At 67.5% G+C, this 24,410-nt stretch carries 24 protein-coding genes; 16 read left to right on the forward strand and 8 right to left on the reverse strand.

Annotated elements, in window-relative coordinates:
* Positions 1 to 35: 35 nt before the first annotated feature.
* A complete protein-coding gene (locus ABI214_RS09950) occupies positions 36 to 950 on the reverse strand; it encodes a 3-oxoacyl-ACP reductase (protein ID WP_348609517.1) in 915 nt (304 codons plus the stop codon).
* Between the two features lie 121 nt (positions 951 to 1,071).
* Positions 1,072 to 1,260, reverse strand: a complete 189-nt coding sequence (locus tag ABI214_RS09955) for a ferredoxin (protein ID WP_280763693.1) — start codon at positions 1,258 to 1,260, stop codon at positions 1,072 to 1,074.
* Positions 1,261 to 1,539: 279 nt separating this feature from the next.
* On the opposite strand from ABI214_RS09955, the gene ABI214_RS09960 reads away from it, so the two are divergent.
* From ABI214_RS09960 to ABI214_RS09970, 3 genes are all read left to right on the forward strand, one after another.
* Positions 1,540 to 2,721, forward strand: coding sequence for an acyl-CoA dehydrogenase family protein (locus ABI214_RS09960; protein WP_348609521.1), 1,182 nt, complete (start codon positions 1,540 to 1,542; stop codon positions 2,719 to 2,721).
* 15 nt (positions 2,722 to 2,736) lie between these two features.
* Entirely contained in the window at positions 2,737 to 3,858 is a 1,122-nt protein-coding gene (locus ABI214_RS09965) for an acyl-CoA dehydrogenase family protein (protein ID WP_348609524.1), read from the forward strand.
* Positions 3,859 to 3,933: 75 nt separating this feature from the next.
* Complete coding sequence (locus ABI214_RS09970; protein WP_348609527.1) at positions 3,934 to 5,565, forward strand: long-chain-fatty-acid--CoA ligase; 1,632 nt, start codon at positions 3,934 to 3,936, stop codon at positions 5,563 to 5,565.
* A 64-nt stretch (positions 5,566 to 5,629) separates the two neighbouring features.
* On the opposite strand, the gene ABI214_RS09975 is transcribed toward ABI214_RS09970, so the two are convergent.
* Together ABI214_RS09975 and ABI214_RS09980 are read right to left on the reverse strand one after the other, a co-directional pair.
* A complete protein-coding gene (locus ABI214_RS09975; RefSeq protein ID WP_348609530.1) occupies positions 5,630 to 6,742 on the reverse strand; it encodes an NAD(P)H-dependent flavin oxidoreductase in 1,113 nt (370 codons plus the stop codon).
* Positions 6,742 to 8,391, reverse strand: coding sequence for an acyl-CoA synthetase (locus ABI214_RS09980; protein ID WP_348609533.1), 1,650 nt, complete (start codon positions 8,389 to 8,391; stop codon positions 6,742 to 6,744). The genes ABI214_RS09975 and ABI214_RS09980 overlap by 1 nt, the downstream gene beginning before the upstream one ends.
* Positions 8,392 to 8,470: 79 nt before the next feature.
* Between ABI214_RS09980 and ABI214_RS09985 the strand changes: the two genes are divergently transcribed.
* Positions 8,471 to 9,292 (forward strand): crotonase/enoyl-CoA hydratase family protein, encoded by an 822-nt coding sequence (locus ABI214_RS09985; RefSeq protein WP_348609536.1) that lies wholly within the window; start codon positions 8,471 to 8,473, stop codon positions 9,290 to 9,292.
* 92 nt (positions 9,293 to 9,384) lie between these two features.
* On the opposite strand, the gene ABI214_RS09990 is transcribed toward ABI214_RS09985, so the two are convergent.
* Complete coding sequence (locus tag ABI214_RS09990) at positions 9,385 to 10,425, reverse strand: LLM class F420-dependent oxidoreductase (RefSeq protein ID WP_348609539.1); 1,041 nt, start codon at positions 10,423 to 10,425, stop codon at positions 9,385 to 9,387.
* Between the two features lie 73 nt (positions 10,426 to 10,498).
* Here ABI214_RS09990 and ABI214_RS09995 point away from each other — a divergent pair, with 73 nt between their 5' ends.
* Genes ABI214_RS09995 through ABI214_RS10015 form a run of 5 tightly spaced genes read left to right on the forward strand, consistent with a single transcriptional unit; the run spans position 10,499 to position 15,038 of the window.
* Complete coding sequence (locus tag ABI214_RS09995; protein ID WP_348609541.1) at positions 10,499 to 11,476, forward strand: Zn-ribbon domain-containing OB-fold protein; 978 nt, start codon at positions 10,499 to 10,501, stop codon at positions 11,474 to 11,476.
* Between the two features lie 13 nt (positions 11,477 to 11,489).
* Complete coding sequence (locus ABI214_RS10000) at positions 11,490 to 12,554, forward strand: thiolase domain-containing protein (RefSeq protein WP_348609543.1); 1,065 nt, start codon at positions 11,490 to 11,492, stop codon at positions 12,552 to 12,554.
* Between the two features lies 1 nt (position 12,555).
* Entirely contained in the window at positions 12,556 to 13,731 is a 1,176-nt protein-coding gene (locus tag ABI214_RS10005) for a thiolase domain-containing protein (protein WP_348609545.1), read from the forward strand.
* Positions 13,732 to 13,744: 13 nt separating this feature from the next.
* Positions 13,745 to 14,608 carry a TIGR03619 family F420-dependent LLM class oxidoreductase gene (locus ABI214_RS10010; protein ID WP_348609548.1) on the forward strand — a complete coding sequence of 288 codons (864 nt, stop codon included), beginning with the start codon at positions 13,745 to 13,747 and terminating at the stop codon, positions 14,606 to 14,608.
* Positions 14,609 to 14,618: 10 nt separating this feature from the next.
* The gene (locus tag ABI214_RS10015) at positions 14,619 to 15,038 is read left to right on the forward strand and encodes a nuclear transport factor 2 family protein (protein WP_348609551.1); all 420 of its coding nucleotides are present in this window, start codon (positions 14,619 to 14,621) and stop codon (positions 15,036 to 15,038) included.
* Positions 15,039 to 15,204: 166 nt separating this feature from the next.
* Here the strand turns inward: ABI214_RS10015 and ABI214_RS10020 are convergent, their stop codons facing one another.
* Entirely contained in the window at positions 15,205 to 16,458 is a 1,254-nt protein-coding gene (locus tag ABI214_RS10020; RefSeq protein WP_348609554.1) for a cytochrome P450, read from the reverse strand.
* A gap of 173 nt (positions 16,459 to 16,631) precedes the next feature.
* On the opposite strand from ABI214_RS10020, the gene ABI214_RS10025 reads away from it, so the two are divergent.
* The 3 genes from ABI214_RS10025 (at position 16,632) to ABI214_RS10035 (ending at position 19,047) form a co-directional block, all read left to right on the forward strand.
* On the forward strand, positions 16,632 to 17,795 hold the full coding sequence (locus ABI214_RS10025) for a steroid 3-ketoacyl-CoA thiolase (RefSeq protein ID WP_348609557.1): 1,164 nt from the start codon (positions 16,632 to 16,634) through the stop codon (positions 17,793 to 17,795).
* A 7-nt stretch (positions 17,796 to 17,802) separates the two neighbouring features.
* Positions 17,803 to 18,273, forward strand: coding sequence for a nitroreductase family deazaflavin-dependent oxidoreductase (locus tag ABI214_RS10030; RefSeq protein WP_348609560.1), 471 nt, complete (start codon positions 17,803 to 17,805; stop codon positions 18,271 to 18,273).
* A 102-nt stretch (positions 18,274 to 18,375) separates the two neighbouring features.
* Positions 18,376 to 19,047, forward strand: coding sequence for a GNAT family N-acetyltransferase (locus ABI214_RS10035; protein ID WP_348609563.1), 672 nt, complete (start codon positions 18,376 to 18,378; stop codon positions 19,045 to 19,047).
* A gap of 62 nt (positions 19,048 to 19,109) precedes the next feature.
* On the opposite strand, the gene ABI214_RS10040 is transcribed toward ABI214_RS10035, so the two are convergent.
* Both ABI214_RS10040 and ABI214_RS10045 read right to left on the reverse strand, forming a co-directional pair.
* Complete coding sequence (locus tag ABI214_RS10040; RefSeq protein ID WP_348609566.1) at positions 19,110 to 20,024, reverse strand: SDR family oxidoreductase; 915 nt, start codon at positions 20,022 to 20,024, stop codon at positions 19,110 to 19,112.
* Complete coding sequence (locus ABI214_RS10045) at positions 20,021 to 20,797, reverse strand: SDR family oxidoreductase (RefSeq protein ID WP_348609569.1); 777 nt, start codon at positions 20,795 to 20,797, stop codon at positions 20,021 to 20,023. The genes ABI214_RS10040 and ABI214_RS10045 overlap by 4 nt, the downstream gene beginning before the upstream one ends.
* A gap of 97 nt (positions 20,798 to 20,894) precedes the next feature.
* On the opposite strand from ABI214_RS10045, the gene echA20 reads away from it, so the two are divergent.
* Genes echA20 through ABI214_RS10065 form a run of 4 tightly spaced genes read left to right on the forward strand, consistent with a single transcriptional unit; the run spans position 20,895 to position 24,370 of the window.
* Positions 20,895 to 21,656: a (7aS)-7a-methyl-1,5-dioxo-2,3,5,6,7,7a-hexahydro-1H-indene-carboxyl-CoA hydrolase gene (echA20, locus tag ABI214_RS10050; RefSeq protein ID WP_348609572.1), complete on the forward strand. Its 762-nt coding sequence runs from the start codon at positions 20,895 to 20,897 to the stop codon at positions 21,654 to 21,656.
* Positions 21,657 to 21,669: 13 nt separating this feature from the next.
* Positions 21,670 to 22,554 (forward strand): cholesterol ring-cleaving hydrolase subunit IpdA, encoded by an 885-nt coding sequence (gene ipdA / locus ABI214_RS10055; RefSeq protein WP_348609575.1) that lies wholly within the window; start codon positions 21,670 to 21,672, stop codon positions 22,552 to 22,554.
* Positions 22,551 to 23,309: a CoA-transferase subunit beta gene (locus ABI214_RS10060; protein ID WP_348609578.1), complete on the forward strand. Its 759-nt coding sequence runs from the start codon at positions 22,551 to 22,553 to the stop codon at positions 23,307 to 23,309. The genes ipdA and ABI214_RS10060 overlap by 4 nt, the downstream gene beginning before the upstream one ends.
* Positions 23,306 to 24,370: an NAD(P)H-dependent flavin oxidoreductase gene (locus ABI214_RS10065; protein WP_348609581.1), complete on the forward strand. Its 1,065-nt coding sequence runs from the start codon at positions 23,306 to 23,308 to the stop codon at positions 24,368 to 24,370. The genes ABI214_RS10060 and ABI214_RS10065 overlap by 4 nt, the downstream gene beginning before the upstream one ends.
* Positions 24,371 to 24,410: the final 40 nt, after the last annotated feature.

The following is a 24,410-nucleotide window of genomic DNA, read 5'->3' on the forward strand; positions in this document are numbered from 1 at the left end:
CATCCGATCGTGAGCAGGCGTCGAGACGCCGGCAGTCAGCCGAGGCTCTTGAGGGCCTCCGACGCCGAGAACATGCGCTCGGGGTCACGATCGCCGAAGTAGGCGCCCATCTCGTCGGCGAGCGCGGACGGCGTCCACTGCGCCGCGGACGCGTCGAAGCGCTGCTCGACGACCGGAGCCGCCATCAGCGCGACCATCGGGCCGTAGACGACGAAGACCTGTCCGTTGACGTTGTCCGCGGCCGGCGACGCCAGGTACGACACCAGCGCCGCGACGTGCTCCGGCGACAGCGGATCGACCTCGCCCGCCGGGGCGTCGCCGAACACGGATTCCGTCATCGAGGTCCGGGCCCGCGGGCAGATCGCGTTGGCTCGCACGCCGTAGCGCGAGAGGCCACGCGCCGCCGACAGGGTCAGGGCCGTGATGCCGGCCTTCGCGGCGCCGTAGTTCGGCTGCCCGGCCGGACCGAGCAGACCCGCCTCGGACGACGTGTTGATGAGGCGCCCGTAGACCGGGGCGCCGTCCGCCTTGGACTTGTCGCGCCAGAACGTCGCGGCATTGCGGGAGAGAAGGAAGTGACCGCGCAGGTGGACCTTGAGGACGAGGTCCCAGTCCTCGTCCGACATGCTGAACAGCATGCGGTCGCGGACGATGCCTGCATTGTTGACGACGATGTCGACGCCACCCAGTCCCTGCGCCGCCGCCATGAGCGCGTCCGCCGTGGACCGCTCTCCGACGTCACCGCCGACGAACTCGACCTTGCCCCCGAGCGTGCGGATCTCGTCGAGCGTCGACTCGACCGCCTCGTTCACCGCGAGGTCGTTGACGACCACGGCAGCTCCCGACTGCGCGAGGCCGATCGCCTCGGCCCGGCCGAGACCGGATCCCGACCCGGTCACGATCGCGACCTTGCCCTCCAAGCTGACCTCGCGGCTGCTGTCTGCACTCATGAACGCACACTCCCGTAACCCGTGACGTCGACCGGCCTCGTGCCGATCGGTGCCTCATCGCCGCGACTGTCGGCGACGCGGCCAATGTAGAACGTGTTCTACATTGGCCGCAAGGGTGCCGCTAGTGCTCGGTGAGAGCCGCGCGCGGGCACTGCGCAATAGCCGAACGAACATCCGCTTCCCGGTCGGCCGGCGGAACGGGCGCCGAGATGATCAGCTGCTCGTCGTCGTCCAGATCGAAGATGTCGGGCGCGATTCCGACGCAGACGCCGTTCGCTTCGCAGCGGTCCCTGTCGACCCTGACCTCCATGACAACTCCTCACTTCGCATTCGCTCGAAAGACTCGACGGAAGCACGGTGCACCGGGCTGTGGTGCAACGACTTTCCGCCATAAGACTAGAACCCGTTTCACTGCTGTGCAATGATTCGGACAACCATCCTCGACGCGCCGACCGCACGATCGGCACCGGTGACGGAACGGCCGCTGTCACAGCCTCGAACCAGATCAGCCGTGCTCGCGATCATTCCAGACACCGGGAACTCATCGGACGAAGCAGCGCCGACGATAGCTCTGGAACGGAGAACCAACGTGGATATCACCTACACCCCGCAGCAGCAGCAGCTGCGCGAGGAATTGCGAAGCTACTTTGCGAAATTGATGACCCCGGACCGTCGCGAAGCGTTGGCGGCGACGACCGGCGAGTACGGCGAGGGAAACGTCTACCGCGAGGTCGTCCAGGAGATGGGCAAGGACGGCTGGCTGACGCTGGGCTGGCCCAAGCAGTACGGCGGCCAGGAGCGGTCCCCGATGGAGCAGCTCATCTTCACCGACGAGGCCGCGATTGCGGGCGCTCCGGTCCCCTTCCTGACCATCAACTCGGTCGCGCCGACGATCATGCACTTCGGCACCCCCGAGCAGAAGGCGTTCTTCCTGCCGAAGATCTCGGCCGGTGAGCTGCACTTCTCGATCGGCTACTCCGAGCCCGGAGCCGGCACCGATCTGGCGTCGCTGCGCACGTCCGCGGTCAAGGACGGCGACGACTACGTCATCAACGGCCAGAAGATGTGGACGAGCCTCATCCAGTACGCCGACTACGTGTGGCTGGCGTGCCGCACCGATCCGAACGCCAAGAAGCACCGCGGCATCAGCATGCTCATCGTGCCGACCACGGCGGAGGGCTTCTCGTACACCCCGGTCCACACGATGGCCGGCCCCGACACCAGCGCCACCTACTACCAGGACGTCCGTGTTCCGCAGAGCTCCCTCGTCGGCGAGGAGAACGGCGGATGGCGACTCGTGACGAACCAGCTGAACCACGAGCGCGTCGCGCTCACGTCGGCCGGCCCGATCATGACGGCGCTCCAGGAAGTCCGTGAGTGGGCACAGAACACCAAGCTGGCCGACGGCCGCCGGGTGATCGACCAGGAGTGGGTGCAGATCAACCTCGCCCGGGTGCACGCCAAGACCGAGTACCTCAAGCTGATGAACTGGGAGATCGCATCGGCCGAGGACCACGCGCCGGGCCCCGAGGCCGCGTCCGCGAACAAGGTCTTCGGCACCGAGTTCGCGACCGAGGCGTACCGCCTGCTCATGGAGATCCTGGGCCCGTCGGCCACGATCCGCCAGAACTCGGCCGGCGTCCTGCTCCGCGGACGACTCGAGCGGATGCACCGCTCGGCACTGATCCTCACGTTCGGTGGTGGCACCAACGAGGTCCAGCGCGACATCATCGCGATGACCGCCCTCGGCCAGCCGGCATCGAAGCGATAAGGAAGGACGACCAACATGGACTTCACCCTCACCGAGGCCCAGAACGATCTGGCCGGCCTCACCAACGGCATCGTCTCCGACATCGTCACCAACGAGCGTCTGCGCGAACTCGACTCCGCCGAGGACCGCTTCGATCGCAAGCTCTGGGACGCCCTGGCAACGTCCGGAGTGCTCAGCGCCGCGCTGCCCGAGTCCGTCGGAGGTGACGGCTTCGGCATCCTCGAGCAGGCCAGCATCCTGATCGAGCTGGGCCGCGGCGTCGCCCCCGTGCCGTACCTGACGTCGATCGTCATGGCAGCCGGCGCGATCGCTGAGTTCGGTTCGGACGCACAGCGTTCGGATTGGGCGGCCCAGGCGGGCGCCGGTTCGAAGATTCTCGCTGTCGCACTCGCCGAGGAGCTCAACGACAATCCCGCGGCGCCGATCACCCGCGCCGAGCGCACGTCGGACGGGTGGACGCTGCGCGGCACCAAGATCGTCGTCGACGGCGCCCCGGTCGCGGACCTGTTCCTCGTCCCGGCCGCCACCGACAACGGCACCGCGGTGTTCCTGGTCGAGGCCGGCGACGCCGGTGTCGCGGTGACCCGCCAGCAGACGACGGACTTCGGATGCACCGGCATCGTCGAGCTCACCGACGTCCGCGTCGGCGCCGACCGCGTGCTCGGTTCCGCCGAGCGCGGTGCGGAGATCGTCGACTGGATCCTCGACCGCGGCGCCGTCGGCTCGAGCGCCTTCCAGTTCGGCGTTCTCGACCAGGCGCTGAAGATGACCGCCGAGTACGCCCGCGAGCGGGTCCAGTTCGACCGGCCCATCGGCAGCTTCCAGGCCGTGGCGCAGCGTCTCGCGGACGGCTACATCGACGTCAAGGGCGTTCGACTGACGCTGTGGCAGGCCGCTTTCCGCCTGGCCGAGGGTCTGCCGATCGAGGGCGAGATCGAGACCGCCAAGTTCTGGGCGGCGGATGCCGGCCACCGGGTCGCGCACACCGTCGTGCACGTCCACGGCGGCGTCGGACTCGACGAGGACCACCCCGTGCACCGGTACTTCCTCGCCGCGAAGCGCCAGGAGTTCCTGCTGGGGTCCGCGACCGATCAGCTCCGCCGTCTCGGCGCCGAACTGGCCGCGACTCCCGCGTAAGAGACTCGGACACAAGCAGTCCCATACAGTGAAATGAGGAAGCATGACGGGCGTCACACCCGTCATGATGGGGGCATGACAGTGACTCCCACCGTCGCCGACCTGCTCGAACAGCTACGCGACGTCGACACGCACGGAATCCGCTTCGAGGATGCGTACATTCCGTGGACGGATCACGTCCACGGAATGTACGACCGTGCGGCACTTTTGAATACGCTGCTCGATCCGGAGCGTCCACGACACTTCGGCGTCCTGATGGACAACATTCCGGAGTTCTCGTCGCTCGTCGGCGCAGCCGCGTTCTCCGGCGCCGTCGTCGCCGGCCTGAACACCACCCGCCGCGGCGAGGCGCTCGCCCGCGACATCGACCTTTCCGACTGCCAGATCGTCTTCACCGAGAACAGCCAGGCCCATCTGCTGGACGGGCTGGACCTCGACGGCGTCCGGCTGGTCAACGTCGACTCGCCGGAGTGGGACGAGGCGCTCGCGCCGTTCACCGGCAGCCCGGCTGTTCCGGCCGCGGCGCAGCCCGACGACCTCCTGATGCTGATCTTCACCTCCGGCACCAGCGGCGACCCGAAGGCCGTGCGCTGCACCCACGGCAAGATCGCCGACCCGGGCGTCATGCTCGCCGACCGGTTCGGCCTCACGCCCGACGACGTCGTGTACATGTCGATGCCGATGTTCCACTCCAACGCGATGATGGCTGCGTGGGCCGTTGCACTGCACGGCCGCAGCGGGATTGCGTTCCGGCGCAAGTTCTCCGCCTCGGGATTCCTGCCCGACGTGCGCCGCTACGGCGTCACGTACGCGAACTACGTCGGCAAGCCGCTGTCGTTCATCCTGGCCACCCCGGAGCTCCCCGACGACTCCGAGAACACCCTGAAGATCATGTACGGCAACGAGGGTTCCGCGCCGGTGGTCCGGGAGTTCGCCCGCCGCTTCGGTACGCGGGTGGTCGACGGCTTCGGGTCCACCGAGGGCGGTGTGTCCATCTCGGCGCACCCCGACGCCCCGGCCGGCGCCCTGGGCCTCCTGCCGGCGAACATCGAGATCCGCAATCCCGACACCGGAACCGTCTGTCCCCCGGCCGAGTTCGATGCACACGGGCGTCTGGTCAATGCCGAGGAGGCGACCGGCGAGATGGTCAACGTGGCGGGCGCCGGGGCGTTCGCCGGCTACTACAAGAATCCTGCTGCCGACGCCGAGCGTCTGCGGGACGGCATGTACTGGAGCGGCGACCAGGCGTACCGGGACGCCGACGGGTTCGTGTACTTCGCGGGGCGCAGCTCCGGGTGGTTGCGGGTCGACGGCGAGAACCTCGGCGCCGCCCCCATCGAGCGCATCGTGATCCGCTACCCCGGGTTCGCCCAGGTGTCGGTGTACGGCGTGCCGGACCGTGAGGTCGGCGACCGGGTGATGGCCGCCGTGATTCCCGCCGGCGACGCCACCGACTTCGATCCGGTTGCGTTCGCGCGCTTCCTGGACGAGCAGCCGGATCTCGGCCCGAAGCAGCAGCCGACGCTGGTGCGCGTGTGCAGCGAGTTCCCGCGGACCGCGACGTTCAAGGTGGTCACCCGCACCCTGAGCGCCGAACGCTGGCACTGCGCCGACCCGGTCTGGGTGCGCGACCGCGGCCAGGACGAGTTCCGGCTCCTCACACCGGAACTCGCGCTCACGCTGGAGCGGACGACGGCGAACGCCTGATCACACACAAAGAGCTCGCGCCCGGAACTATCCGTTCCGGGCGCGAGCTCTAGTGCAGGACGGTCTACTTCAGTCCGTCGAGGCGCGAGACCGTCGACTCGAACTCCCCCACCAACTCCGCCATGATCTCGGCGACCGGGCGGATCTCGTTCATCCGGCCGACGATCTGACCGACCGGCATGGCGACGACCTCGGGGTCGTTGCCCGCCGAGATGCGCTGGTGTGCCTCGCTGACGAGGATGTTCTGCAGCGGCATCGGGAGCGGCTCGGGCGCGCCGGGCTTGGCCCAGGCGTCGGTCCACTTGGTCTTGAGCAGTCGGGCCGGCTTGCCGGAGTAGATCCGCGAGCGGACCGTGTCGGCCGACGACGCGTGCAGCAGCGCACGCTGGATCGAGGACGGGCCGTCGGCGGCGCTGCCGAGCTTGTACTCGCTGGTGGTGAGCCAGTACGAGCCCATCCACACACCGGACGCACCGAGTGCGAGGGCCGCGGCGATCTGACGGCCGCTGCCGATGCCGCCGGCGGCGAGGACACCGGCGGTGTCACCGATCGCGTCGACGATCTCGGGCACGAGCACCATCGAGGCGATCTCACCGGTGTGCCCACCGGCCTCGTAGCCCTGCGCGATGACGATGTCGACGCCGTTCTCGACGTGGCTGCGGGCGTGCTCGACCGCACCCGCGAGGGCCGCGACCGGAACGCCCTTCTCGTGCGCCAGGTCGATGACGTCCTTCGGCGGCGAGCCGAGGGCGTTGGCGATCAACGCGATCCGATGATTCAGCGCGACATCCACGTGCGAGCGCGCCACCGAGTGGAGCCAACCCAGGACGCCGGTCGCGTGCTCGACGTCGTCGGACAGCGGTGCGACACCGAGCTCGTCGAGCGTGCGGTTCACGAATGCGCGGTGCTCGGCCGGGATGAGCTTGTCGAGATCGACCGCGGCCCCCTCGGTGGGCACCTTGGCCGGCATCACGATGTCGACGCCGTACGGCTTGCCGTCGGTGTTCTCGTCCATCCAGGTGAGGGTGGCCTCGAGCTCGTCCGGGTCGTTGAACCGGACGCACCCGAGGACGCCGAGTCCGCCCGCGCGCGAGATCGCCGCGGCCACATGCTCGGACGGAGTGAACCCGAAGATCGGGTACTGGATACCGAACTTCTCGGCGAGATCGGTGCGCATCACGAGTCCTTGCCGTTGGTGAGATGGTCGTCGGCGTCGCGGGACTGGGTCTGCGCGGTGGCCCACTTGTAGTCGGGCTTACCGGCCGGCGAACGCTTGATCTCGTCGACCAGCCACAGGCTGCGCGGCACCTTGTAGCCGGCGATCTCCTTGCGGGCCGCGTCGACGATGTCGGCCAGACTCGGACGCGTGCCGGGACGCGGCGCGACGACGGCCGCGACGCGGTTGCCCCAGCGCTCGTCGGGCACGCCGACGACGAGGACGTCGAACACGTCGGGATGCGTCTTGACGGCGCCCTCGACCTCCTCAGGGTAGATCTTCTCGCCGCCGCTGTTGATCGAGACCGATCCGCGTCCGAGCATGATGACGGTGCCGTCCTCCTCGACCGTGGCGTAGTCGCCCGGGATCGAGTAGCGAACTCCGTTCAGGACCTTGAACGTCGCCTTGGTCTTCTCCTCGTCCTTGTAGTAGCCGAGGGGGATGTGGCCGCTGCGGGCGAGCATGCCGACCTGTCCGGAACCGGGCACCACGGGGACGCCCTCGTCGTCGATGACGACGGTGGCGGCGTCGATCTTCACGCGCGGACCGCCGGTGTGCTCGAAGCCCTTGGTGATGGTGGCCAATCCACCGAAGCCGGTCTCGGAGGAGCCGATCGAGTCGGTGAGCAGACGGTTCGGCAGCAGGTCGAGGAACTGCTCCTTGAGCGCCGGAGAGAACAGCGCCGCGCTGCTGGCGATCACGTACAGCGACGAAAGGTCGTACGGCTCACCGGTCTCCGGGTTGCCGGCGATGAGTGCGTCGATCATCGGGCGCGCCATCGCGTCGCCGGTGATGAAGATGAGGTTGACCTTGTGCCGGTCGATGACCTGCCACACCTCGTGTCCGTCGAACTCGGGGTGCATCACGAGCGTGCCGCCACCGAAGAGGCTGTGGAACACGGCCGACTGGGACCCACCGTGGATCATCGGAGGAATCGGGAAGCGGACCATCGCAGGGTTGGCGGCACCCAGCTTCGCCATCTCCCACTCGTCCTCGAGGTACTCGCCGGTGACGAAGTTGACGCCGCCGCCCAGCACGCGCCACCAGTCCTCGTGCCGCCACATGACGCCCTTCGGCATGCCGGTCGTGCCACCCGTGTAGAGGATGAAGATGTCGTCGGGGCTGCGCTCGCCGAAATTGCGCTCGGGCGAGCCCTGGGACAGCGCCTGCTCGAACTCGACACCGCCGTACGACGAGTAGTCGAGATCGGTTCCGTCCTCGACGACGATCGCCGTCTTGACGAGCGGGGTGTTCGGCAGGACGCCCGCGACCTTGTCGCTGTAGCGGCGCTCGTGGATGAGCGCAACCATGTCCGAGTTTTCGAAGATGTACTGCAACTCGTTCTCGACATAGCGGTAGTTGACGTTGACCATGATGGCGCGGGCCTTGAACACCGCGACCATCGTCACGATCGCCTCGATCGTATTGCGACTGTAGATGCCGACCTTGTCGCCGGGCTCGACGCCCTGATCCCGCAGGTAGTTGGCCAGACGGTTGGCCTTCTCCTCCAGTTGCGCGAACGTCAGTTCGCGGTCGGCGTCCACCAGGGCGAGACGGTCCGGGTTGAGGTCGATCGAGTGCTCTACAAGGTCTGCGATATTAATGGCCACGTCAACAAAGTAGAACGTGTTACTGTCGCTGACAAGACCCAGTTAGAGACTCAGCTCACACACATATCAGGAGTCACCAGTGTCTACCGGAACCGCGGAAAATACAGACGTTTCGGCGAAAACGCCCCACTGCTTGGTCGAGAAGCGCGGCCACGTCCTGATCGTGACGATGAACCGTCCCGAGGCCCGCAACGCGCTGTCGGGCGAGATGATGGAGATCATGGTCGAGGCCTGGGACCGGATCGACTCCGATCCCGACATCCGGGTCGCGATCCTCACCGGCGCGGGTGGCACGTTCTGCGCCGGCATGGACCTCAAGGAGATGAACCGCAACGCCCCCGGCGACAAGTTCTCGGGCGGAATGGACGTGACCCGACTGCCCGCACTGCTCAAGGGCCGTCGCCTCACCAAGCCGCTCATCGCCGCGGTCGAGGGCCCAGCCATCGCCGGCGGCACCGAGATCCTGCAGGGCACCGACATCCGCGTCGCCGGCGAGAGCGCCCGCTTCGGCGTCTCCGAGGCCCGCCTCGGGCTGTTCCCGCTCGGCGGCTCCGCGGTCCGACTGGTCCGTCAGCTCCCCTACACCCTCGCCGCCGAGATCCTGCTCACCGGCCGGACGGTGCCCGCGCCCGAGGCCAAGGAGATCGGCCTCATCGGCCACGTCGTCCCCGACGGCCAGGCGCTCGACAAGGCGCTCGAAATCGCCGAGCAGATCGCCGCCAACGGCCCCATCGCGGTACAGGCGATCCTGAAGACCATCCGCGTGACCGAGGGCATGCACGAGGAGGAGGCGTTCGCGCTCGAGGCCCAGATCGGCATGGCCGTCTTCAAGAGCGACGACGCCAAGGAGGGCCCGCGCTCGTTCGCCGAGAAGCGCTCCCCCAAGTTCACCGGCAAGTAGCAGACTGCGCGCGTCTCGGGAGACGCACGAAAGCGGCGCGGGCCGTGGTGGCGAGTCCACCACGGCCCGCGCCGTTCGCGTATCGGGAGGGATCAGGCGGTGCCGACCGCGGCCGCGAGCTGGCGCATGTGCTCGACGCTGCGGCACGTCACAAGCAGCATCGTGACGCCGGCGTCCTCCCACTCCTTGACCTGGGTGCGGACCTCGTTGACGTTGCCGATGATCATTGTGTCCGTGACCATCTGGTCCGGCACGATCGCGGCGGCCTCCTCCTTACGACCGGAGAGGAACAGGTTCTGGATCTCCTTGACCTCCTCGCCGTATCCCATCCGGGTGTACACCTGGGCGTGGAAGTTCATCTCCGCCGCGCCCATGCCGCCGACGTACAGCGCGGTGATCGGACGAAGCTTGTCGATCTCGGCCTGGCGATCGTCGGTGACGACCACCTGGCACGTCGCAGCGATCTCGAAGTCCTCACGGCTGCGGCGCGCACCCGGGCGGGCGAAGCCCTCGTCGAGCCACTCGTTGTACATCGGCGCCAGGCGCGGGGTGTAGTAGATCGCAAGCCAACCGTCCGCGATCTCTGCCGTCAGCGCAACGTTCTTGGGCCCCTCGGCGCCGAGCCAGATCGGCAGATCCGCGCGCAGTGGATGCGTGATCGGCTTGAGAGGCTTCCCGAGCCCCATAGAACCCGGCCCGCTGTACGGCAGCGGGTAGTGCGGTCCGTCGTTGCGGACTGCACCCTCGCGGGCGAGAACCTGACGCACGATCGAGACGTATTCGCGCGTGCGGGCCAACGGCTTCTGGAACGGCTGCCCGTACCAGCCCTCGACGACCTGAGGTCCCGACACACCCAGCCCCAGGATCGCGCGCCCACCGGAGAGGTGATCGAGCGTCAGCGCGTGCATCGCGCAGTTCGTCGGCGTCCGCGCGGACATCTGCGCCACCGATGTGCCCAGCCTGATGCGCTCGGTGCTCGAACCCCACCACGCGAGCGGAGTGAACGCGTCGTTGCCCCACGACTCAGCGGAGAAGACGGCGTCGAATCCGGAGGCATCGGCCTCGTTCACCAACTCCTGCGCATTGAACGGAGGCTGCGCACCCCAGTACCCGAGTTGTAACCCCAGCTTCATTGCGTGCCTCCGTGTTTTCCCATATCGGCAGTGACGCTTGCCACAGTAATAAGAACCTGTTCTACTCGAATCTGTGACCCCTGGAAAGAGCGGAGTGGCCGAGCAGCCACTGAGAGCACCACTTAATCTGAAATTCAACTACACCCGATCGCTGGGACCGACCATCGGCGCATTCGTGACCGGCCTGCGTGACCGAAAGGTCATCGGCGCCCGCGGATCCGACGGTCGAGTCCACGTTCCCCCACCGGAATTCGATCCGGCGACCCACGAGCCGATGACCGACTTCGTCGATGTCTCCGACACCGGCAAGGTCGTCAGCTGGTCGTGGATGTCCGAGCCCATCGAGGGCCAGCCGCTGACGCATCCCTTCGCGTGGGCACTGGTCAAGCTCGACGGCGCCGACACCTCGATCCTGCACGCCGTCGACGCCGGCTCCCCGGACGCGATGAGCACCGGGATGCGGGTGCGGGTCCGCTGGGCCGACGAGCGCACCGGGCGCATCCAGGACATCGCGTGCTTCGAGCCCGGTGAGAGCGATTCCGACTCCACCGCAACCGTTTCCGCCGGCGATCCGGTCACCGACATCGTCACTCCGATCGACCTGCACTACACCCACACCGCGTCGTTGGAGGAGACATACTACCTGCGCGGCCTCATGGAGGGCAAGATCATCGGCGGCCGCACCGACGCGAACGGCAAGGTCTACGTGCCGCCGCGCGGCGCCAACCCCACCGACGGCAGGCCCACCAAGGAGCAGGTCGAGGTGTCCGACAAGGGCACCATCACGACCTTCTGCATCGTCAACGTGCCGTTCATGGGCCAGCAGATCAAGCCGCCGTACGTCGCGGCCTACGTGCTGCTCGACGGCGCCGACATCCCGTTCCTGCACCTGATCCTCGACGTCGACGCATCCGAGGTCCGGATGGGCATGCGCGTGGAGGCCGTGTGGCGGCCGAAGGAGGAGTGGGAGTACTCGCTCCGCAACGTCTCCCATTTCCGCCCGAGCGGTGAGCCCGACGCGGACTACGACAGCTACAAGCACCACCTCTAGGAGCCTCGAGAACATGACAGACATTGCAGTCGTCGGCTTCGCACAGGCCCCTCATGTGCGTGAGACCACCGGCACCACCAACGGTGTCGAGATGCTGGTCCCCTGTTTCCAGGAGTTGTACTCCGACCTCGGAATCACCAAGTCCGACATCGGATTCTGGTGCTCCGGATCCTCCGACTACCTGGCCGGACGTTCGTTCTCGTTCATCTCCGCGATCGACTCGATCGGTGCCGTGCCGCCGATCAACGAGTCGCACGTCGAGATGGATGCCGCCTGGGCGCTGTACGAGGCATGGGTCAAGCTCATGACCGGTGAGGTCGACACCGCCCTCGTGTACGGCTTCGGCAAGTCGTCCGCGGGCAACCTCCGTCAGATCCTCGCGATGCAGATGGATCCGTACCTGGTGTCCCCTTTGTGGCCGGATTCGGTGTCGGTCGCGGGCCTGCAGGCCCGTCTCGGCCTGGACGCCGGCAAGTGGACGGCAGAAGAGATGGCGGCGATCGCTCAGCGCAGCCGCGCCGCAGCGAAGAGCAACCCCGACGCCCAGATCTCCGGTGACGTCGACATCGAGGCGCTGCTGGCGTCCGAGTACGTCGCGGACCCGCTGCGGGCCCACGACTGCGCGCCGATCACCGACGGTGCCGCCGCGATCATCCTGGCGCGCGGCGATCGTGCCCGTGAGCTGTGCGAGCGTCCGGCGTGGATCACCGGCATCGAACACCGGATCGACTCCCCCAACATCGGTTCGCGGGACCTGACGACGTCGCCGTCGACGGCGTCGGCCGCGCGCGCCGCAACGGGTGGCGACGTGTCGAACATCGATGTTGCCGAACTCCACGCGCCGTTCACGCACCAGGAGATCATCCTGCGCGAGGCCATCGGCCTGACCGACGCCACCACGATCAACCCGTCGGGTGGCCCCCTCACCGGCAACCCGATGTTCTCCGGCGGGCTCGAGCGCATCGGCCACGCGGCCCGACAGATCTTCAGCGGTGACGCGCAGCGCGTCCTCGCCCACGCCACCAGTGGCCCTGTGCTGCAGCAGAACCTGGTCGCCGTCATGGAAGGACGTAACTGATATGGCCAAGCAACTCGCCGCCGTCCTCGGCACCGGCCAGACCTACTACGTCGCCAAGCGTCACGACGTCACGATGGCCGGCATGGTCCGCGAGGCGATCGACCGCGCGATGGCCGACGCCCACGTCGGCTGGGACGACATCGACGCCATCGTCATCGGCAAGGCCCCCGACCTGTTCGAGGGGTCGATGATGCCGGAGCTCGCGATGTCGGATGCGCTGGGCGCCCACGGCAAGCCGCTGCTGCGCGTGCACACCGCCGGATCTGTGGGCGCCTCGACGGGCAACGTCGCGGCCAGCCTGGTGCAGGCCGGCGTGCACAAGCGGGTGCTCGCGGTGTCGTGGGAGAAGCAGTCCGAGTCCAACGCGATGTGGGCGCTGTCCACCCCGGTGCCGTTCACGATGCCGGTCGGCGCGGGCGCGGGTGGCTTCTTCGCACCGCACGTGCGCTCGTACATCCGTCGCTCGGGCGCCCCCGACCACATCGGCGCGATGGTCGCCGTCAAGGACCGTCGCAATGGCGCCATGAACCCGTACGCGCACCTCAAGCAGCCCGACATCACCGTCGAGTCGGTGCAGGCCTCCCAGATGCTGTGGGATCCAATCCGTTACGACGAGACGTGCCCGTCGTCGGACGGCGCCTGCGCGATCGTCATCGGCAACGAGGACGCCGCGAAGGAGATCCTGTCCGAGGGCCGCAAGGTGGCGTGGATCCACGCGACCGCAATGCGCACCGAACCGCTGTCGTACGCCGGCCGCAACGTCGCAAACCCGCAGGCCGGCCGCGACGCCTCCGCCGCGCTGTGGAAGGCCGCGGGCATCACCGATCCGCTGAACGAGATCGACGAGGCCGAGATCTACGTGCCGTTCTCGTGGTTCGAGCCGATGTGGCTCGAGAACCTCGGCTTCGTGCCCGAGGGCCAGGGCTGGAAGTTCACCGAGGCCGGCGAGACCGCGATCGGCGGGCAGTTGCCGGTCAACGCGTCCGGCGGCGTGCTCTCGTCGAATCCGATCGGCGCGTCCGGCATGATCCGCTACGCGGAGTCGGCGATGCAGGTGATGGAGCGGGCGGGCGACCACCAGGTCGACGGCGCCCGTAAGGCCTTCGGCCACGCGTACGGTGGCGGATCGCAGTACTTCGCGATGTGGGTGGTCGGCTCCGACCGTCCGACCAACTAGGAGGAATTCAGCCATGAAGTTCACAGTCGGCATCGCGATGAGCCCGCTCGACCAACTGACCGCCCTGGCACAGACCGCGGAGGAGTGTGGTTTCGCGAACATCGCGCTGCCCGACTCCCTGTTCTTCATGGAGACGGCCGCCGCGGACTACCCGTACACCCCCGACGGCTCGCGCATGTGGAATGCCGAGACGCCGTGGGTGGACCCGTTGATCGCGGCGGCCGCGATGGGCGCCGTCACGAGCACCATCGGCTTCTACACGAACGTCCTCAAGCTCGGTTCCCGCAACCCCCTGCTGCTCGCGAGGCAGGTGGGTTCGGTTGCCAACATGACCGGCAACCGATTCGGGTTCGGCGTCGGAATCGGCTGGGCGCCCGAAGAGTTCGAGTGGTGCGGGGCGCCGTACAAGAAGCGAGGCGCCCGCGTCGACGAGATGATCGAGATCATCAAGCTGGTCCTGGCCGGCGGGATGGTCGACTACCACGGCGAGTTCTTCGACTTCGACCGACTGCAGATGAGCCCGGCGCCCAGCAAGCCGGTTCCGTTCTACGTCGGCGGGCACACCGAAGTCGCGCTCAAGCGCGCGGCCCGGGTTGGCGACGGCTGGACGTCGGCGATGATGAAGTTCGACGACCTGGTCACCACGATGGCCCGTCTGAAGGAACTCCGCACCGAATACGGCCGAGCCGACCAGCCTTTCGAGATCCAGGCGGTGTGCATCGACCGGTTCGGCAAGGACGGGTACGCCCAGATGGCCGAGGCCGGCATCACCGACAACATCGTCGTCCCGTGGATCTTCGACGGACTCGGGTTCGACGCCCCGCTCGAGGCCAAGCAGGACTCGCTGCGCAAGTTCGCCGATCAGTACATCCGCTAGGGAGCAACGCATGACGACAACCGGTACCGAGCACCCCGCGCGTATCGCCGCGAAGGCCTCGCAGTCTGCCGCGAGCGGCAAGCGCAAGGAGGAGTGGCTCGATCTGTTCGCGGAGGACGGCTGGGTCGAGGACCCGGTCGGCCCGTCGGGCTTCGATCCCGAGGGCAAGGGTCACCACGGTCGCGAGGCGATCTCGAAGTTCTACGACGTGACGATCGCCAACACCGACTCGCTCGAGTTCATCGTGAACGACTCGCTGGTGTGCGGCGACGAGAACGTCAACATCGGCTCGATCCGAACGGTCATTGCCGGCAATCAGGTCGATGCCGAGGGCGTGTTCATCTACCGCGTCAACGCCGAGGGCAAGCTGCAGTCGCTGCGCGCCTTCTGGGAGGTCGAGCGTGCGATGAAGACGCTGAAGAAGATCTGAGTCTGAAGCACGAAAGTGGGGCGGTCACCGGAATCCGGTGACCGCCCCACTTTCGTTGTGTCCGTGCATCTCTGGTCTGAGTCTGAAGATCCCGGACAAAGCGATAGCGCCAGCGAGGGATGAGGGATCTCGCTGACGCTACCGCGTCTGTGTGTGCGATTCGAGCCTAGTGCTTGACCGGGCAGCCCGAGGTCTTGTAGTCGACCTGGTACTCCTTGATGCCGTTGAGCCAGCCGGACCGCAGGCGGCGGGTGTCGCCGGCCTCGGTGATGTCCGGGAGGAAGTCGGCGATCGCGTTGAAGATCAGCTCGATTTCCATGCGAGCGAGGTTGGCACCCAGGCAGTAGTGAGCGCCGGTACCGCCGAACGACAGATGCGGGTTGGGGTCACGCGTGATGTCGAACGTGTGCGGGTTCTCGAACACGTCCTCGTCGAAGTTCGCCGAGACGTAGCTCATCACCACGCGCTGGCCCTTCTTGACCTGCACGCCGCCGATCTCGGTGTCCTGCAGCGCAGTGCGCTGGAACGACGCGACCGGGGTGGCCCAACGGATGACCTCGTCGGCCATGGTCTTCGGGCGTTCCTTCTTGAACAGCTCCCACTGCTCGGGGTTGTCCATGAAGGCCTTCATGCCGTGCGTGGTGGCGTTGCGGGTGGTCTCGTTGCCGGCCACCGCGAGCACGATCACGAAGAAGCCGAACTCCTCCGGGCTGAGCACGTCACCGTCGACGTCCGCCTCGATGAGCGTGGTGACGAGGTCGTTGGCCGGGTTCGCCTTGCGGGCCTCCGCCATCTGGTACGCGTAGCCGAGGATCTCCATCGACGCGGCCGCCGGATCGATGTCGGCGAACTCAGGATCGTCGTACGAGGTCATCTGGTTGGACCACTCGAAGACCTTGCCGCGATCCTCCTGCGGCACACCGATCAGTTCGGCGATGGCCTGCAGTGGCAGTTCCGCCGCGACCTGCGTGACGAAGTCGCCGCTACCCTCCGCAGCGGCGGCCTTGACGATGGACTCGGCACGGGACTTCAGTTCGGCCTTGAGGCCGTTGATGGCGCGGGGCGTGAAACCGCGGGCGACGAGCTTGCGCAGCTTGGTGTGCTCCGGCGCGTCCTTGTTCAGGAGGACGAAACGCTGGAGTTCGATCTGCGCGCGCTCCATGTCGTCGTTGAAGCGCGGGATCGCGGTGTTCTCCCAGGTGGAGAACACATCGCTGCGCATCGAGACATCGCGGATGTCCTCGTGCCGGGTGACCAACCAGTAGCCACCGTCGTTGAACCCGCCGACGCCGTCGGGCTGCTCGACCCAGTACACCGGTTGCGTCTTGCGGACCTCGGCAAGCTCCTCGACCGGGAGTCGGTGCGCGTAGATGTCGGGGTCCGTAAAGTCGAACCCTGCGGGAATGTTGGGCTGTGCCACTGCTGTCTCCTGCCCTCGCGACCAGGCGCGAAGTGATGTGGAACACGTTCTACATGCATTGAATCACAGAGCGTCGATCAGGGAAAGACTAGGCAAAAATCCGCCCTCCCAGTCCTTGCCTGATGGGGAGAACCTGTTCTACTTTTCGTAGAAGCGAGTGAAAGGATCCCACCGTGGGCACACCAGTAATCGTCGAGGCAGTTCGCACCCCGATCGGAAAGCGCGGTGGCTGGCTGTCCGGCCTGCACGCAACCGAGATCCTCGGTGCCGCACAGAAGGGCATCGTAGACCGCGCGGGTATCGACCCGGCGCTCGTCGAGCAGGTCATCGGCGGATGTGTCACGCAGGCGGGCGCGCAGTCCAACAACGTCACCCGCACCGCATGGCTCGCCGCCGGCCTGCCGTGGCAGGTCGGCGCCACCACCATCGACTGCCAGTGCGGATCCGCGCAGCAGGCGAACCATCTCATCGCCGGACTCATCGCGACCGGCGCGATCGACATCGGCATCGCGTGCGGTGTCGAGGACATGAGCCAGGTCCCGCTCGGGGCCAACGTCGGCACCGAGGCCGGGCCGCGCCGTCCGGCATCGTGGGACATCGACCTGCCCAACCAGTTCGAGGCCGCCGAGCGGATCGCCAAGCGCCGGGGGCTCACTCGCGAGGATCTCGAGGTGCTCGGCGTGCAGTCGCAGGCGCGCGCGAAGCAGGCGTGGGCAGAGGGCCGCTTCGACCGTGAGATCGTCCCGGTCACCGCGCCGGTCATCGGCGAGGACAAGCAGCCCACGTCGGAGATGAACGTCGTCAGCCGTGACCAGGGCCTGCGCGACACCACCGCCGAGTCCCTCGCCAGGCTCAAGCCGGTCCTCGAGGGCGGCATGCACACCGCCGGCACGTCGTCGCAGATCTCGGACGGCGCCGCCGCCGTCATGCTCATGGACGAGGACCGCGCCCGCGCGCTCGGCCTGAAGCCGCGTGCCCGCATCGTCAGCCAGGCGCTCGTCGGCGCCGAGCCCGAGTACCACCTCGACGGCCCGGTGCAGGCGACGTCGCGCGTGCTCGAGAAGGCCGGCATGAAGATCGGCGACCTCGACCTGTTCGAGGTCAACGAGGCCTTCGCGGCCGTCGCGCTGTCGTGGGCCCAGGTCCACGGTCCCGACATGGACAAGGTCAACGTCAACGGCGGCGCTCTCGCGCTCGGACATCCCGTTGGCAGCACCGGTTCTCGCCTCATCACGACCGCGCTGCACGAGCTCGAGCGTCGCGACGCCTCGACCGCGCTGATCACGATGTGCGCGGGCGGCGCTCTCGCCACCGGCACCATCATCGAGCGGATCTGATCCGCAGATGACCACGCAGCGCCCGTCGGGGCTCGATTCCAAGTACACGGCCGACATCATCAAGTGGATGTCGAGGATCAACGTGAAGCTGTATCGGGCCACCGGCGGGCGCCTCGGCGGCACGTGGCGCGTGGGCAGCGCCTTCCCGTGGGGAATCCCCGTCTGCCTGCTCACCACCACGGGCCGCAAGAGCGGGCAGCCCCGCATCAGCCCGCTGCTGTTCCTCGAGGACGGCGACCGCGTCGTGCTGGTCGCCTCGCAGGGCGGGCTGCCCAAGAATCCGATGTGGTACCTGAACATTCGCGCCAACCCGGACGTGACAGTCCAGATCAAGTCCCACATCCGGAAGATGCGGGCGCGGGTCGCGACGGACGACGAGCGGGCCGAGCTGTGGCCGCGCCTGGTCGACCTCTACGCCGACTTCGACAACTACCAGTCCTGGACCGACCGGACGATCCCAGTCGTCATCTGCGAATAGCGCGCGGCACTCCCCGGCTCGGGATCCCGGCGGGAATAATGGTGGGTGACGCCCGGCATCCCCGCGCCGGGCACACCGCCTCGCTAGGAGGAATGTCGCGACATGACAGTGAAGAACCACGACCAGGTGATCGACCGGCGCGAGATCGCTTCGGCCCTGCTGAAGGCGCTCGACCGTCGCCACGAGGTCCTGGACGCCATCGTCGAGAGCAAGGACCGCGAGGCTGCCGTCGCGGCCGTGCGCGAACTCCTCGACACCACCGAGTTCTGCGCCGACGCGGTGCTGAATCTGCGATTCGACCGGCTCACGGTCAGGGAGCGCGACCGTATCCGCACCGAAATCGAGGATCTCGACGCAACCCTCGAGTGGCTGCCCGAGCAGCGCCCGTACAGCACCGGTGTGGGAGTTCGCTTGCGCCCGTTCACCGATTCGGACGCCGACACCGAACTGTTCCGCGAGCGATCCGCCGAGCGCTTCGACGACTCCGGCAACCCGTGGAGCCCGGAACGCGTCGAGCAGGAGCGCCGAGGTGGCCTCGAGCGCATCGACGACGAGTCGGCGGCGTGGTTCGTCGCCGAGTGCACCACCGGTGACGAGCCGAGCAGCGTCGGGCTGGTGTTCGGCGAGCTGACCGGCAGCGAGGTGGACGTGGCGATCTGGGTGGCGCCCGACTCCCGCAAGCAGGGGTACGGCACGGCCGCGCTCAAGCAGGCCCGCAGCGTGCTGGCCGCCTACTTCCCCGGCACGACGCTGATCGTCCGCACGCCGGCATAGAAGGCCGAACACGAAGAACGCCCGTGCGCATCGTGCGCACGGGCGTTCTTCGTAGGCGTGGCTTACGCGCCGTAGACCGGGGTGGGGGTCTCGGCCTTCGCCAGCAGGTCGGCGACGACCGGGCCGAGCTCCTTCGGATCCCAGCGGTCACCCTTGTCCTGCGACGGGCCGTGGCGCCAGCCCTCGGCGACCGTGATCTTGCCGCCCTCGACCTCGAAGACGCGTCCGGTGACGTCCTTCGACTCGGCGGAGCCCAGCCACACGACGAGCGGGGAGATGTTCTCCGGCGCCATCGCGTCGAAGCCCTCCTCCGGAGCGGCCATCGCCTCGGCCATCGCGCCACCGGCACCGACGGTCATGCGGGTGCGGGCCGCGGGGGCGATCGCGTTGACGGAGACGCCGTAGTTCTTCAGCTCGGCGGCAGCCTGGATGGTCATTTCGGCGATGCCGGCCTTGGCCGCGGCGTAGTTGCCCTGGCCGATGGAGCCCTGCAGGCCCGCGCCCGAGCTGGTGTTGATGATGCGGGCGTCCACCGGGCGTCCGGCCTTGGACTCGGCACGCCAGTACGCGGCGGCGTGCCGCAGCGGCGCGAAGTGGCCCTTGAGGTGCACGCGGATGACCGCGTCCCACTCTTCCTCGCTCATGCCGACCAGCATGCGGTCACGCAGGAAGCCCGCGTTGTTGACCAGGATGTCCAGGCCACCGAACGTGTCGATCGCAGTCTGGATCAGGTTCTGGGCACCCTCCCACGACGCGACGTCGTCACCGTTGGTGACAGCCTCGCCGCCGGCGGCCTTGATCTCCGCGACGACCTGCTCGGCAGGGGTCTCGCCGGTGTTGGAGCCGTCGCCGCCGACACCGATGTCGTTGACGACGACCTTGGCGCCCTCGGCCGCGAAGGCCAGTGCGTGGGCGCGACCGATTCCACGGCCGGCGCCGGTGATGATGACGACTCGGCCGTCAAGCAAACCGCTCACTTGTTCTCCTCTGTAGTAGCCGCGGCCAGGAAGGCCGGGCGCTCGCCGCCGCCGTGGACGGTAAGGGTCGAACCGCTGACGTAGGCCGCCAGCGGGGATGCCAGGAATGTCGCACAGTTGCCGATGTCCTCGGGACGCGCCATCCGACCCAGCGGGACGGTGCTACCGACCGCCTCGATGCCGGCGTCGTCGCCGTAGTGCAGATGGCTCAGTTCGGTCTGCACCAGGCCGACGACGATCGAGTTGACGCGCACCTTGGGCGCCCACTCGACGGACAGGCTCGCCGACAAGGAGTCGATACCGGCCTTCGCCGCACCGTAGGCCGCGGTGCCCGGGGACGGTCGGCTGCCGCTGACGCTGGAGATCATCACGATCGATCCGCCGTCCTCCTGCTTCTGCATGACCGCGTTGGCGATCTGCGAGATCAGCAGGGGCGCGAGCAGATTCAGCTCGACGATCTTGGAGTGGAACTTGGGGCTGGCGTCGGCCGCCATCGCGAACGGGGCGCCGCCGGCGTTGTTGACCACCGTGTCGAGCCGGCCGTACTTCGCGACGATCTGATCGACCATCGACTGCACGTGCTCGGCGTCGCGGACATCGCACGCGATGAAGTCGACACCACGACCGTCGACCTCGATCGGCTCGTCCGCCGGACGGCGCGCACACGTCACGACCGTCGCCCCCGCACGCAGGAACGACCGGCTGATTCCGGCACCGATTCCGCGCACTCCGCCGGTCACCAGTACGACCTTGCCTTCGAGACCGAGATCCACCTTGTTCCTCCCTGAAGCGGCACGGGCCATTCGCACCCGTCTGTGATAACTTACCAAGCAATCGCTTGGTTCGGTCAATAGACGTAAGGAACATGCCATGGGCATCACCTCGACCTCGGACGGTGCCGGTATCACCACGGTCACCGTCGACTACCCGCCCGTGAACGCCATCCCCTCCAAGGGCTGGTTCGAGTTGGCCGACGCCATCCTCGAAGCGGGCAAGGACCCCAACACCCACGTGGTGATCCTGCGAGCCGAGGGCCGCGGCTTCAACGCGGGCGTGGACATCAAGGAAATGCAGGCCACCGAGGGTCACGGCGCCCTGATCGACGCCAACCGCGGCTGCGCGGCGGCGTTCTCCGCCGTCTACGACTGCGAGGTTCCCGTCGTGGTCGCCGTCAACGGCTTCTGCGTCGGCGGCGGCATCGGCCTGGTCGGCAACGCGGACGTCATCGTCGCGTCCGACGACGCCGTCTTCGGCCTCCCTGAGGTCGACCGCGGCGCGCTCGGTGCGGCCACGCACCTGGCCCGCCTGGTCCCGCAGCACATGATGCGCACGCTGTACTACACGGCCAAGAACGTCGACGCCCAGACGCTCAAGCACTTCGGTTCCGTGTACGACGTGGTCCCGCGCGCCGAGCTCGACGAGTGCGCCCGCAAGATCGCCGGTGAGATCGCCGCCAAGGACACCCGGGTCATCCGCCGTGCCAAGGAAGCCATCAACCGCATCGACGTGCAGGACGTGCACACCAGCTACCGGATCGAGCAGGGCTTCACGTTCGAGCTGAACCTCGCCGGCGTCGCCGACGAGCACCGCGACGAGTTCGTCGCCACCGGCAAGCCGCGCGCGAACAAGTAGGGAGTGAACAACAATGCGTGACAAGAGGATGTCGCTCGACGAGGTCGTCGGCGAACTGCGCAGTGGAATGACCATCGGCCTGGGTGGCTGGGGTTCGCGTCGCAAGCCGATGGCTTTCGTGCGCGCGATCCTGCGTTCGGACATCAAGGACCTGACCGTCGTCACCTACGGCGGACCGGACCTGGGCCTGCTGTGCTCGGCCGGCAAGGTCAAGAAGGCCTACTACGGCTTCGTGTCCCTGGACTCGGCCCCGTTCTACGATCCGTGGTTCGCGAAGGCGCGTACCAACGGCGAGATCGACGTCCGCGAGATGGACGAGGGCATGGTCAAGTGCGGCCTCGAGGCCGCTGCGGCGCGCCTGCCGTTCCTGCCGATCCGCGCCGGACTGGGCTCGGACGTCCGCAACTTCTGGGGCGACGAGCTCAAGACCGTCACCTCGCCGTACACCGATGCGTCGGGCAAGGCCGAGACGCTCATCGCGATGCCGGCACTGAACCTGGACGCGTCGTTCGTGCACCTGAACATCGGTGACGCGCAAGGCAACGCCGGCTACCAGGGCGTCGACCCGTACTTCGACGACCTGTACTGCATGGCCGCCGAGAAGCGCTACGTCTCCGTCGAGAAGGTCGTCGAGACCGAGCAGCTCGTCAAGGAGGTTCCGCTGCAGCAGCTGATCCTCAACCGCATGATGGTCGACGGTGTCGTCGAGGCACCGGGCGGCGCGCACTTCACCCTCGCCGGCGAGAGCTACGGCCGCGACGAGAAGTTCCAGCGCCACTACGCCGAGGCCGCCAAGACCCCCGAGTCGTGGCAGGCGTTCGTCGACCGGTTCCTGTCCGGATCCGAGGACGACTACCAGGCCGCCGTCAAGAAGTTCGCAGAGGAGCAGCAGGCATGACCTCCACCGAGACCGTCACTCGCGCCGAATACTGCGCGATCGCATGCGCCGAGATCTTCGCCGGCGCCGGCGAGATCATGGCCAGCCCGATGGCGACGCTGCCGCTCATCGGCGCCCGCCTGGCGCGTCTGACCTCCGAGCCGGATCTGCTCATCACCGACGGTGAGGCGCTGATCTTCGCGGACACCCCCGCGGTCGGCAAGAAGGGCGCGATCGAGGGCTGGATGCCGTTCCGCAAGGTGTTCGACGTCGTCGCCGGCGGACGCCGCCACGTCGTCATGGGCGCCAACCAGATCGACCGCTACGGCAACCAGAACCTGTCGGCGTTCGGCCCGCTCCAGCAGCCGACCCGCCAGATGTTCGGTGTTCGTGGCGCCCCGGGCAACACGATAAACCACGCCACCAGCTACTGGGTCGGCAAGCACTCCTCGCGTGTCTTCGTCGACAAGGTCGACGTCGTCTCGGGCGTCGGCTACGACCAGTTCGAGGAGGGCGACCCGGCGTTCCGCTTCCTGCACCTGCACCGTGTCGTCACCAACCTCGGTGTCTTCGACTTCGGTGGCGAGAAGCACGCGTTCCGCGCGCTGTCGCTGCACCCCGGCGTCACCGCCGAGGACGTCGCGTCGAACACCTCCTTCGAGGTCGAGGGCCTGGACTCGGTGGGCATCACCCGCGAGCCCACCGCCGAGGAGCTGCGGATCATCCGCGAGGTCCTGGATCCCAAGAACCTGCGTGACCGCGAGGTCTCGGCGTGACCGCCGTGCTGAAGACGCCGTTCACCGAACTTGTCGGTGTCGAGCATCCGATCGTGCAGACGGGCATGGGCTGGGTGTCCGGCCCGCGCCTGACCGCGGCCACCGCCAACGCGGGCGGCCTCGGCATCCTCGCCTCGGCGACGATGACGTACGAGGAGCTCGAGGCCGCGGTCCTCAAGACCAAGCAGCTCACGGACAAGCCGTTCGGCGTCAACATGCGCGCCGACGCGTCGGACGCCTCGAAGCGGTGCGATCTGCTGATCCGCGAGGGCGTCAAGGTCGCGTCGTTCGCGTTGGCGCCCAAGAAGGAACTGATCGCCAAGCTCAAGGACAACGGGATCGTCGTGATCCCGTCGATCGGTGCCGCCAAGCACGCCGTGAAGGTGGCCTCGTGGGGCGCCGACGCGGTGATCGTGCAGGGCGGTGAGGGCGGTGGCCACACCGGTGGTGTCGCGACCACGCTGCTGCTGCCGTCCGTGCTCGACGCGGTCGACATCCCGGTCGTCGCCGGCGGCGGCTTCTTCGACGGTCGCGGCCTGGCCGCGGCGCTGTCGTACGGTGCCGCGGGTGTCGCGATGGGCACCCGCTTCCTGCTCACGAGCGATTCGGCGGTGCCGGACTCGGTCAAGCAGGAGTACCTCAAGCGCAGCCTCACCGACACCACGGTGTCCGTGAAGGTCGACGGCATGCCGCACCGCGTGCTCAACACCGACCTGGTGAACGCACTCGAGAAGTCCAGCTACGCAAAGGGACTCGTCGCGGCAACCAAGAATGCCATGAAGTTCAAGGCGATGACGGGCATGAAGTGGTCCACCCTCGCCAAGGACGGGCTCGCCATGAAGAAGTCGGGCGACCGCACGTGGCAGCAGATCATCATGGCCGCCAACACCCCGATGCTACTCAAGGCCGGTCTGGTCGAGGGCAACACGGAGGCCGGCGTGCTCGCCTCCGGTCAGGTGGTCGGCATGATCGACGACCTGCCGAGCTGCAAGGAACTGATCGATCGGATCATGGCCGAGGCCGTGACGCGTATCGACGCACTTGGAGACCTGAAGGCCTGACCGGTCCGGGTTTTCGTCCGAAGGGACCCCGCGCGCGCCA

This window comes from Prescottella soli (assembly GCF_040024445.1).
GTDB lineage: Bacteria > Actinomycetota > Actinomycetes > Mycobacteriales > Mycobacteriaceae > Prescottella > Prescottella soli.